This window comes from Martelella sp. HB161492, assembly GCF_013184775.1.
Lineage (GTDB): Bacteria > Pseudomonadota > Alphaproteobacteria > Rhizobiales > Rhizobiaceae > Martelella.
This window is the reverse complement of the sequence record NZ_JAATVV010000008.1, coordinates 255,756-265,750: the sequence shown is the minus strand read 5'-3', so window position 1 is coordinate 265,750 and position 9,995 is coordinate 255,756. Positions and strand designations below refer to the sequence as shown.

The 9,995-nt window shown below is 60.7% G+C and carries 4 protein-coding genes; 2 read left to right on the top strand and 2 right to left on the bottom strand.

The window, feature by feature from the left end:
• Nucleotides 1–155: 155 nt before the first annotated feature.
• Nucleotides 156–3,317, bottom strand: a complete 3,162-nt coding sequence (locus tag HCK86_RS15410; RefSeq protein WP_176085353.1) for a CHAT domain-containing protein — start codon at nucleotides 3,315–3,317, stop codon at nucleotides 156–158.
• A 12-nt stretch (nucleotides 3,318–3,329) separates the two neighbouring features.
• The gene (locus tag HCK86_RS15405) at nucleotides 3,330–5,084 is read right to left on the bottom strand and encodes an alpha/beta fold hydrolase (protein ID WP_176085352.1); all 1,755 of its coding nucleotides are present in this window, start codon (nucleotides 5,082–5,084) and stop codon (nucleotides 3,330–3,332) included.
• A gap of 170 nt (nucleotides 5,085–5,254) precedes the next feature.
• Between HCK86_RS15405 and HCK86_RS15400 the strand changes: the two genes are divergently transcribed.
• Nucleotides 5,255–7,423, top strand: a complete 2,169-nt coding sequence (locus tag HCK86_RS15400; protein ID WP_176085351.1) for a caspase family protein — start codon at nucleotides 5,255–5,257, stop codon at nucleotides 7,421–7,423.
• Between the two features lie 13 nt (nucleotides 7,424–7,436).
• The gene (locus HCK86_RS15395; protein ID WP_176085350.1) at nucleotides 7,437–9,515 is read left to right on the top strand and encodes a mechanosensitive ion channel domain-containing protein; all 2,079 of its coding nucleotides are present in this window, start codon (nucleotides 7,437–7,439) and stop codon (nucleotides 9,513–9,515) included.
• Nucleotides 9,516–9,995: the final 480 nt, after the last annotated feature.

Sequence of the window (9,995 nt, the reverse complement as noted above, 5' to 3'; positions counted from 1 at the left end):
CACGGATTGCAGGTGAAGCTCGAATATGACGGCAGCTTCGCCGATGGCTACCAGTCCCATGTCGGCTCCATCCGGCTCGGTTACCGGTTCTGATGCCGGGGTGATAGAGCGGGCCTGATGTGTCGGTCAGGAAGCCTTGATCACAGTGTGTTGCGTTACCAGCCGATGGTGACGAAGGGCGCCCAGATGCCGGGATGGGTCCATTGCGGATCGGGCGCATCGTCGATCAGTTTCAGCATCGAGCGCTGCAGGGCGATGGCGCCGCTGTCCGCCTGATCCGCCGTCATGGTTTCATCGCGTGCGGCATCGGTCAGCGCTGCAAACATGCCCGTCGTCAGCGCCACGGTCGCATCGCTCTGCACCGCCCAGTGGGAGACGACAAGCCGGCGCGCGCCGGCATAAAAGAATGCCCGCGCCAGCCCGGAGAGACCTTCCGAGCCTTCACCATCAGCGCCTTCCGCCGTGTTGCAGGCAGACAGCAGAACCCAGTCCGCATTGAGGTCGAGTTCGGCAATTTCGCCGGTCGTCAAGAGCCCGTCGCGCGCGCCGGACATGGCGGAAACGCCGGGATCAATCGGCGTGAGTGCAAGTGCCGGTTCGGTGAGGCCACGCGCCTCGCCGCCCATCAGCCCGTGGGTCGCAAAGGCTAGAACGGCCGTGTCGCGCAGATCGGTTTCGGCAAGCATTGCCTCATTGGCAGCATCCTGCAAAAGCAGCCTGCCGCTGTCGTCGGCAATGATGGCGTTCAGTGTTTCGAGCTCGAAGCCTGTTTCGGGCAGTTGCGCCAGCCGCAGCCATTTCGGATCCTGGGTGAATTTCGCATCGCCGATCCCGACAAAGGAATGACGGGGCGCTGGCGGCGTGTCGTTGTTGCGAAGCGCGCGCAGGGTCGAGGGCAGGGGCAGGGTGGCAAAGGCGTGGTCGCGGATGGCCCAATGGGCGGCTCTGAAACGGGCAAGTCCGGTTACGGTTTCATCGGGCGCTTCGGTGACCATGGTGGCAAAGGGGATCGCCTGCAAAGCGCCATCGGGCACGATCAGCAGTGTCTGCTCCGGCGGCAGAAGTGCGGCGACGGGGCCAAGAACCTTGTTGTAGAGGGCATGGGCAAGGCCGAGATCGAAACGTCCGGGCTCCGCCTCCGCGGCGTCGTCATCGAGAAAACCTGCCGCCATGGCGCCACGCGTGGGGCCGCGCAGAGGGCCATTCGGATCCAGTGTCCGGCGCAGTGTCTCGATGGTATCGGTCAGCCATTGCCGGTCGAGGGGCGAGCGGTACCAGACCACCTTGTCGGGCGTGATGATGAAGACATGCAGGCCAGCCTCGGTGACCATATAGGTCACCAGCGCCTCATTCGGCCGCAAGAGGCTGCGCGTTTCGGCAAGCGTGAGCGGGCGCATGGCAATCTGGTCGCGAAATTGCGGGTAGCGCTGATCGAGATCAGCCTCGACGGCATCGAGCTGCCGTTCGATATCGGCCAGCAGGTTGAAGCGGTCCAGGTCCTTGCTGCCGGCAAGGCCGAGAATGCGGCTTCGCTCAGCGATGATGGCGTCGCGCTGACGCAGAAGCGCGGCGAGTTCATCCGATCCCGCACTCATGCGTGCGGTCATGGCTGCAATGGCGCGGCCAGCGGTGCTCTGTCTTGCGATCTGGATCTGCCGGAAAGCGGTTTCGAGCTGCCGGGCGCGCAGGCCTTCGCTGGCAGACGCGGCGTAGCCATCGCCCGGCGTGAGCGCGAAGGGGAAGACATAGGGGCCGGTCTGAATGCCCAGTGCATCAACATTGGGGGCGCCATCGGGGCCGGTGATCAGCGCGCTGTCCAGAAGGTCATATTCCGTATCGACAGCCTGTTGCAGAATGCCGGAAAGCCGGGAAACCTGCGTCGCCTGAAGCTCCTCCTGACGGGCCGGGATGGTCTCCAGAAAGCTTTCTGCGTAGCCCGCCGCCTGTGTGAAGAAGCTGGCGCGGGTCATCAGGTCATCGCGGAGATCGCCCTCGGCGATGATCCCGAGACGCCCGAGCCCGGCCTGGGCATTGGCCTGCTCCAGTGATGTTGCCCCGGGCCAGAGGAAGATTTCGGTATAGAGGTTCCGGGCCCGGTCGCGATCCTGAAGCGCTTCAAGAATGCCGGCGAGCTTGAGCCGGATCGCCGCCACGCGATGCTGGGCAAAAGAATCAGACGCGAAGGATGGCGCACTGGCGGAAAGAAGGCCGAGCGTCGCGCTGACGGTTTCTGCCGTTTGCCGATCCACTTCGTCCATGGCGGCCAGACGATCGATCATCAGCATCACGATATCGATCACGTCCAGCATGTCTTCATAGGTGGTCTTTTCACCGATCGCGCCGATTACGGCGACCTGTTGAACGGCGGTCTCAAGCCCCGTTTCCAGCGTCTCGGGCGGGCCGGAAAGCGCTATGAGGCTGGTCATGACGGCTTTACGTGCCGTTTCGAGCCCGCTGTCCTTGGCAAGTGCCGCTTCAGCCGTTCGCTTCGCTTCCGCCCTGTTGCCGAGCTCCCTTTCGAGAATGGCAAGCCGGCCAAGCGACATCGCGGCGACGGAATCCACTGCCTCAGCGGCAAGCCGCAGATAGATGGATCGCGCCTCGATCTCGTAGCCCTGTGCATTCAGCGCGCGCGCCAGAAGATAGCTGGCCTGGTCATTTGGCGCACCGCGGATCGTCGCGTCGGCGGCGATCGCGGCACGCAGCGGGTCGATGGTGTTTTCGGCCGATTGTACGGTGAAGGCGCGGCTGTCATAGTAGGCCTGCTGCAGCCGCCATGCCGCAATTGTTGCGCGATCATACTGACCGGATCCGTTCGCGTTATAAGCCTCCGCCAGATCCGCTGCGATTGAAAAGGAACCTGCTGCTGCGCTGAAGAAGCCGAGGCGGCTCTCTGCCCAGCCGGCGATGAAGTTAAGCTCGGGATATTTCGACGTGAGGGGCGGCTGATGTGACAGGCCCGCCTGTGCGGCGTTGAGCGCGGCCAATGTGTTTTCAGCGCGCAGATAACTCAGTGCATGATAGTAGGCGAGGGTCGCCCGTTCCATGATATTGCCGGTTCCGGCGGCATCATTGTCTGCGATGATCGCTTCCATCGTGATCGCGGCGGCGGCAAAGTCCTCTGTCTGCCACTGGTCCTGAAACGTCTCGAACAGCGTGCCGGAGGTCTGATCCTGCGTCTGCGCCGCTGCCGGTGTTTCTGGAGCTGGCACCAGCACGGCAAGACAGAGCTGGCTGGCCAGAATCACGGCATGACGCAGACCTGTGAGTTTGCTGCTGGCGGCTGAGGACGCTTGACCGCGATGGCGGATGCGCATGACACCAGCACCTTATGGTTGTGGCTCGATATAGGTGTCGAGCCTGCCTTCCAGCGCGCTGGCCTCCGCCTTGTCGACGACCAGACGGCCGACGAGATTGCTCACATCTGCCGGCGTGATGCTGTTCTGATCCCAGAGATGGCTGATCATGCCGATCATCATCTTGTCGAAACAGCCGCCTTTTTGATATTTCCAGGTGATCTGGCCGGTTTCCGTCATATCCCTGTTCATGCCGCAGCGCACATCCGGCGGCGGGTTTTTCCAGATCAGTGAGACAATATCGGCAAGCGCCGAACTGTCATCTGCGAAATAGGTATGGGCGAGCATGTCCTCGCCGAGGTCGGACATGTCGATCGTGTCGAACAGCTGGTCGGTTGCAACCGTTGCACCGCCCTGACCGGCACGCGGCGCATCGCCATGAAGCTTGCGCGAGGCAACCAGCGCCCAGTCATTATGCGAGGTGTAGAGCGTCAGGCGCTCGGCGATCGGATGAACGGTCTTCATCATTTCCTTGAACAGTCCGGCATCGACATCGGGCGCGGCGAAGAAAACCTGGCCGAACAATGGCGCGTCACCCTCTTCCACGCCGTTGCGCAGCGCCAGAATTTCAAGCGCATCGGTGAGGGCGCGGTTGCCCATGCTATGTGCGACGATATGGATCGTATCGGCCCCGGAGCGGTTGCGCAGATCCTCCAGGAAGTAGGCGAGCCTCCGGCCGGAAAGGCGCACCACGGCAGTATCGGCGACATAGCGCATGGTCTGGCCGGCCGATGGCCAGGAATAAAGCACCGGTAAGCCGCGATAATCCATGTCATAGGCAAGCTGGGCTGCCCGCTTGGCGGCCGCATCGAAGCGCGTGTTGAAGCCGTGGACAAACACGACGATTTCCTTGCGTTCGCGATGTTCAAGTTCGTTGTTCATGCGGGAGAAATAGTCATTCACATCGAGCGGATCGACTTTTTCCACCATGACATGCTTGGCAGGAGATGGCCCGAATTCGAGTTTCCAGATCGACGGTGTCTCGATCGCGCCGGGAACGTGCTGCTTGGGGATCGTCACCGTGACGACGCCATATTCGAGATCGCCGCGGCCGTAGCCGTAGAAATCGGCCGGGTCGTTGTTTCCGGTTCTGGCACGGTCCGTTGCGTAGAAGACGTTGACGGCACTGAACCCGCCTTCGCCATCTGCGCTACGTGCGCCGGCTTCAACCGGTTTCAGCGCTGCTGCCGCCATTTGTCTGAAGCGCTCGGCACTGGCCTGATCACCGCGCAGGGTGGCGATCTCAGCCTTGCGGGCGATCAGATCAGCAATCGGCTGGCCGGACTGGCCGCCATTCGTGCGATAGTCGATCGCCTTGTCGAGCACCCGCAGGGCTTCGCGATAGGCCTCCGCCTTTGTGTAAAGAGCGGCCGCCAGGTCGAGATAGGGCAGGGGGTTGCGATCGATCTCGGCGCTGCGGCTTGTGGCAAAATCAGCAAGGCCTTCGGCGGCTTTGGCGGCAAGAAGCGTCTGGTCCGCCGCGCGCAATAGATCAAGCCGCATCTCGGACAAGTCGAAATAGACTTCCAGGTCCGGTGTCTTGTCGGCCTCAAGCTGAGCGATTGCCGCATCAATCAGGGTCAGTCTCTCGGTCGGATCAGTAACGCCTGACAGTGTAATCTCGAAACCGACCGGATCGAAGGGCGATACTTGCTGCGCTAAGGCCGGAAAGGGCACGAAGGCGCATGTTGACAGAAATGACAGCAATACGATTTGTGCGAGACGCATTTTCACGGCCTTTGAAATTGACGGTCTATAAAGAGCCAGTCTATCTTCCGGTCGAGGGAAGTAAACATAATATCTGTTTGTGATAGTTGTGTTTTCACATTGAATTTGAATTGCCGCCCAGGGGTGGCCGCTGTTGAACGGGGACCGCAGCCATGTGGGGTGGATTAAGATTGTGCCTGTTATCTCTCATTCTTGGCACATGTGCTGCCCATGCGGAGCAGCGTGCCCTGATCATTGGCGTTTCATCTTATGATGATCCCGATATTCCCGACCTGCGCGGGCCGGCCAATGATGCGCTTTTGATGAGCGATGTCCTCGAGAAGGTCGGTTTTACTGATATTGAATTGCTGGGGGACATGCCTGGCGCTGCGGTAAGGCCGACCCATGCGGCCATCATTGATGCTTTCACGCAGCTGGCGGCGCGGGCAGAAAAGGGCGATCAGGTCTATATTCACCTCAGTGGGCACGGCTCGCGCGAGATTGATGTCAGCGGCGATGAGACGGACGGTCTGGATGAGATCTTTCTGCCCTCCGACACACGTCTCTCCGACGATGGCAGCGGCATCGTTCCCAATGCCCTTTCTGATGACGAGATCGGAGATCTGGTGGCATTGGTGCGCGCAAGCGGTGCCGATGTGTTCCTGGTGATGGACAGTTGCCATTCGGGCAGCGGCACCCGTGCGCTTGAAACCGACATTGCCACCCGCGAGGTTGATCCTCGGGTTCTGGGTGTTGATATTTCCCAGGCCAGGATGGTTGCGAAACGTGCTGCGGATGCGGGTCCTGATCCGATCCGGCAAGCGGATGGCGATGGGCGGTTTCTCGCCTTTTATGCCACGCGGTCGAATGATGTCGCGCGCGAGGTGGATATGAGCCATGGCGCGGCGGGTGACGATAGCCAGTGGTTCGGTCTGTTTTCCGCAGCGCTTGCCGCGCGGCTGGAAACCCGGCAGAGCCTCACCTACCGGCAGCTGTTTCAGGCGATCCTGTCTGATCTCAACAAGGGGGGTGGTTTCGGCATGGCGGCGATCCAGACCCCGCTCTGGGAAGGTGACATGATTGATGATCCGGTATTCGGCAATGCCGGCTATACCGGCCCCGCCCGCTATCTCGTCGACGGTGATACGGTCGAGGCCGGCCTGCTGCATGGCTTTGATGTCGGCACTCTGGTCGCGCTGATCGGTGATATCGCCGATCCCGAAGATGCCGTCATCGGCTATGCCCAGGTCGAGGAGGCAGAGCCACGGCGCGCTTACCTGCGCCCGGTCTCGCAGGATTGCGTTCCCGACAGTAAGACGCTGTGTGCCTTTGATGGCAGCCTGCCTGCCGATGCGCATTTTGCCCAGATCGAGCTTTCGCCGGTCAATCTGACGGTCCGGTTCTCCTCCGTTCTCGATATGGCGACCGGCCAACCGCTGGAGCCTGCTTCCCCGGTGGCTGACCGTCTCAGAACTGCCGTGGCCCTGGCCGCGCGCGACAGCGGTATTGGCGTCGCGCTTGGCGATCCGGTGTTTGATGTTCAGGTGATCCTGAAGGACGACCAGCTCTGGTTCGGCCCTTCCGCCCTGATCGAAGACGAGCCGATGGGCCTTTCCTTCTCTCTTGCGCAGGATGACGCGGCACTTGGGACGCTGCTTGTGCGGATCCTGAAAGCCGAGCGTCTGGCGCATACGCTGGATCAGCTCGGCGAAGAGACCAGCCCGTTCAACCCGTCACCTGTCGTCGTTGATGCCGAGCGCAATCCAAGCGATATCACGGTTCTCGATCCGCCCGGCTCCACGATCAATCCGCGGCGCGAGTGCAAGGTCGCGCTTGGCGCGATGCGGGAAACAGGCTTTCAGCCGCTTGAGGGCATGGATGATCTCAAGCAGTGCGATCTCCTGCGGTTTCGCGCAAGCGGCTCGCGCGATGGTCAAAGGGACGTCAATCGCATTCACATCGATGCGCAATATTGCGTTCATGTCGATTATGAGCTGGTTGAGGGGGATGCCGCCATGCGTGAACTCGGCGCGCCGATGGTGATGTGCTCGGACTGCCTCGGCCCCGTACCCTATTCGGCGGGTTATGAGCGGCTTTATGTATTGGTCAGCGAGCTTGAGGAAAATGCCGAAGCGCTCAATCTGAGCAATGTTCTTGAAAATTGCGGTAGCTCTGCGGGCACACGCGGTGCTGATGCGAAATCGGCGCTGAGCGGGATCCTTGAGGATGCTGCAGGGCGTGGCCGGACACGCGGCAGTTTGGGGCTTGGCGGCTCGCTCTCCGATGTCTGGGTCGACAGCTATCGCTGGCGGGTGCTGCCGCGCGATGCTGCCTTTGCCCGAAGCTCTGCCACACCGTAACGCTGGAGATATGATGATGCGCCGCGCTGCCATTGCTCTTGCTGCAGCTCTTTTGCCCGCAACATTGTCGGCAGGCCAGGCCGCTGATGGCGAGGATGCCGCCTCGGCGATGGAGCGGCTCGGAACGATTTTCTCGTTTCTGACCGAAAATGCGACTGCGGCTGCACTCAGGCTTGAAAGCCTGGTTGCCGGAATTGCCGGGTTTCCGGCGGAAACGGCCGCTTTCCTGCGCCTTCTCGATGATGAAGGCTTCAGCCTCTCGGCCATTCTTTTCAGGGCCTTTCTTTGCCTTGGTGCGGGTGCAGTGGCGGAGGTTCTGTTCCGCTTCATTTTCCGCAAGATGCGGCGAGGGTTCACGAAAAGCGGTCCGGTCGAACGCGCGATCCATCTGTCTGGCGACTTCGTTGCGATCGTCATATTTGCGCTTGTCGGCGGCTGGCCATTGCTGATGAGCGTTCAGGGCGATCCCGGTGCGCAGCTTTTCGTGGTATCCTATCTCGGTGCCTTTCTGATCATGCGCGGCTTCGCGCTTCTTGTACGTATTCCGCTTGCCCCGCATCATCCGTCAATGCGCATTGTTGCACTGTCCGATGTTTCGGCCCGCAGGCTTTACTGGCAATCGGTGGTGATTTTCGGACTGGCGCTGTTCTTCCTGGCGACGACCACCCTGCTTTCAACCGCCGGCATGTCGGCCGACAAGACGCTGACGCTTGCGCTGTTATCGCGCTCGGTCGTGGCACTGTTGCTGATGGGGGCCTGCCTTTCGAACCGCAAGGCGATAGCGGCGATCCTGGCGACCGATCCGCAAGGACGCAGCCGGGGCCTCGGCTGGAAGTCGCTGAGCGCCGTATGGCATCTGTTTGCGATATTCTACATCTGCCTTTCGTGGTTCTTCACCTCGATCCTGCTGCTGCTCAACCGGCCGCAGGCGGGTTCGCTTGCCGTGCTCAGCTTCATGATCCTGCTGGCCATGGTGGTGGCCTGCCTGCTGATGGATGACTGGGCGGCGAGAGCCGAGGCGGGCGAACGTGCACGCCGCTGGCGACTGATCGAGGAAGGAAAGGGCGCGCCGCTTGCCGGAGATATGCCGACCTTCATCGAGTTCTTTGCGCGGATTGGCCAGTCGGGCGCTGTTCTGGTCGGCTTGCTGGCGCTGGTGCGAAACTGGAGCGGTCCGTGGCAGGGGATCAGCAATTCGAAAATCGCCGCGATCCTGCCTTCGGCGACCCAGCTCTGCATCACGCTGGTGCTGGCCTATATTGCCTGGCATCTGGTGCTGATCGGCTCAAGAAGGATGCTGTTGCGCAGCGCCTATGCGGACCATGCGACCGAGGCGATGCATGTTGCGCGCCAGGCACGGGTGGCGACGCTTCTGCCGCTGATCCGCAACACGCTGCTGATCACCATTGCCGCGATTACGATGATCATCGTGATCTCCAGTCTCGGTATCGATGTCCTGCCGCTGCTGGCCGGTGCCGGCATTGTCGGCATCGCCATCGGCATGGGCAGTCAGACGCTGGTGAAGGATATTATTTCCGGCATCTTCTTCCTCGCCGACGATGCCCTGCGGGTCGGCGATCTGGTTGATGTCGGCATCGCCAGCGGGACCGTCGAGCGCGCCGGGATCCGCTCCGTGCAGATCCGCCATCCGCTCGGTGCCATCCACACCATTCCCTTCGGTGAGATCAAGACGATTGCCAACAAGTCACGCGACTGGGCAGCCATGTGGCTGGATTTCCGGCTGCCATTCGATACCGACCTCGAGCGGCTGAAACCCCATCTGGCAGCGATGAACGAGAAACTGCTCGAAGACAGGGTTCATGGCGCAAACCTGACCGGTCCGGTCGAGAGTTCCGGCATTATTTCTGTCGATGAGACTGCGATGATCGTCCGCCTCGTCTATAAATGCATTCCCGGAACCCAGTTCGCCTTGCGGGCCGTGGTCTATGAGGCGGTCCGGCAGATGTTCCGCGAGGCCGGTGTTTCTGTCGCGCCACGGGAAATGCTGATCAGAGCGGAAGAACACAGCATGAAGGTGGCTCTTCCGGTCAAGGACGGTGACAAGGTCGCGGCAATCGATGACAGGGCCTGACGCATCGCCGGCTTAGCGCATCGGCTCGAAAATCGGAATCGATTTTCGAAAAGAACGATGCGTAGATTCAATAAGTTAGAGCGCCGTGCATCCGAATGGATGCACGGCGCTCTAGCGGCGACCGGTTCTCGTCAATCTCATGCTCAGGAGCCTCCGCGAGCGCGCCTGCTGATGCTGGTTGCGGCAGTGAATGCGGGCAATGATGCCGGCCCATCCCAACCTTCTTTGCTGAAAATCATGCGAAGTTTTCAGTTGCGGTCTCCCGTCATTCGGCCGGGACGCGGTTGGATTTATCTTATTAAGTGTCTGTTTTTAATCAATATTCTACAAAAATAACAAAGATCAAAATTGCGTTTGACAAGATAATGAAGTTAGTTCAATAATTTTCTTGTGAAATATCACAAGGCGATAAATGATGGGAACACAAACCAGGCCTGAGCTGACCGTTTCTCGACCGGCCCTCATTGAGGGCGGGAGCGA

What these genes read in the sequence shown, in the direction of transcription:
- HCK86_RS15410 (WP_176085353.1), bottom strand. Translation starts at nt 3,317, where the DNA reads ATGCGCATCCGCCATCGCGGTCAAGCGTCCTCAGCCGCCAGCAGCAAA.
- HCK86_RS15405 (WP_176085352.1), bottom strand. Translation starts at nt 5,084, where the DNA reads ATGCGTCTCGCACAAATCGTATTGCTGTCATTTCTGTCAACATGCGCC.
- HCK86_RS15395 (WP_176085350.1), top strand. Translation starts at nt 7,437, where the DNA reads ATGATGCGCCGCGCTGCCATTGCTCTTGCTGCAGCTCTTTTGCCCGCA.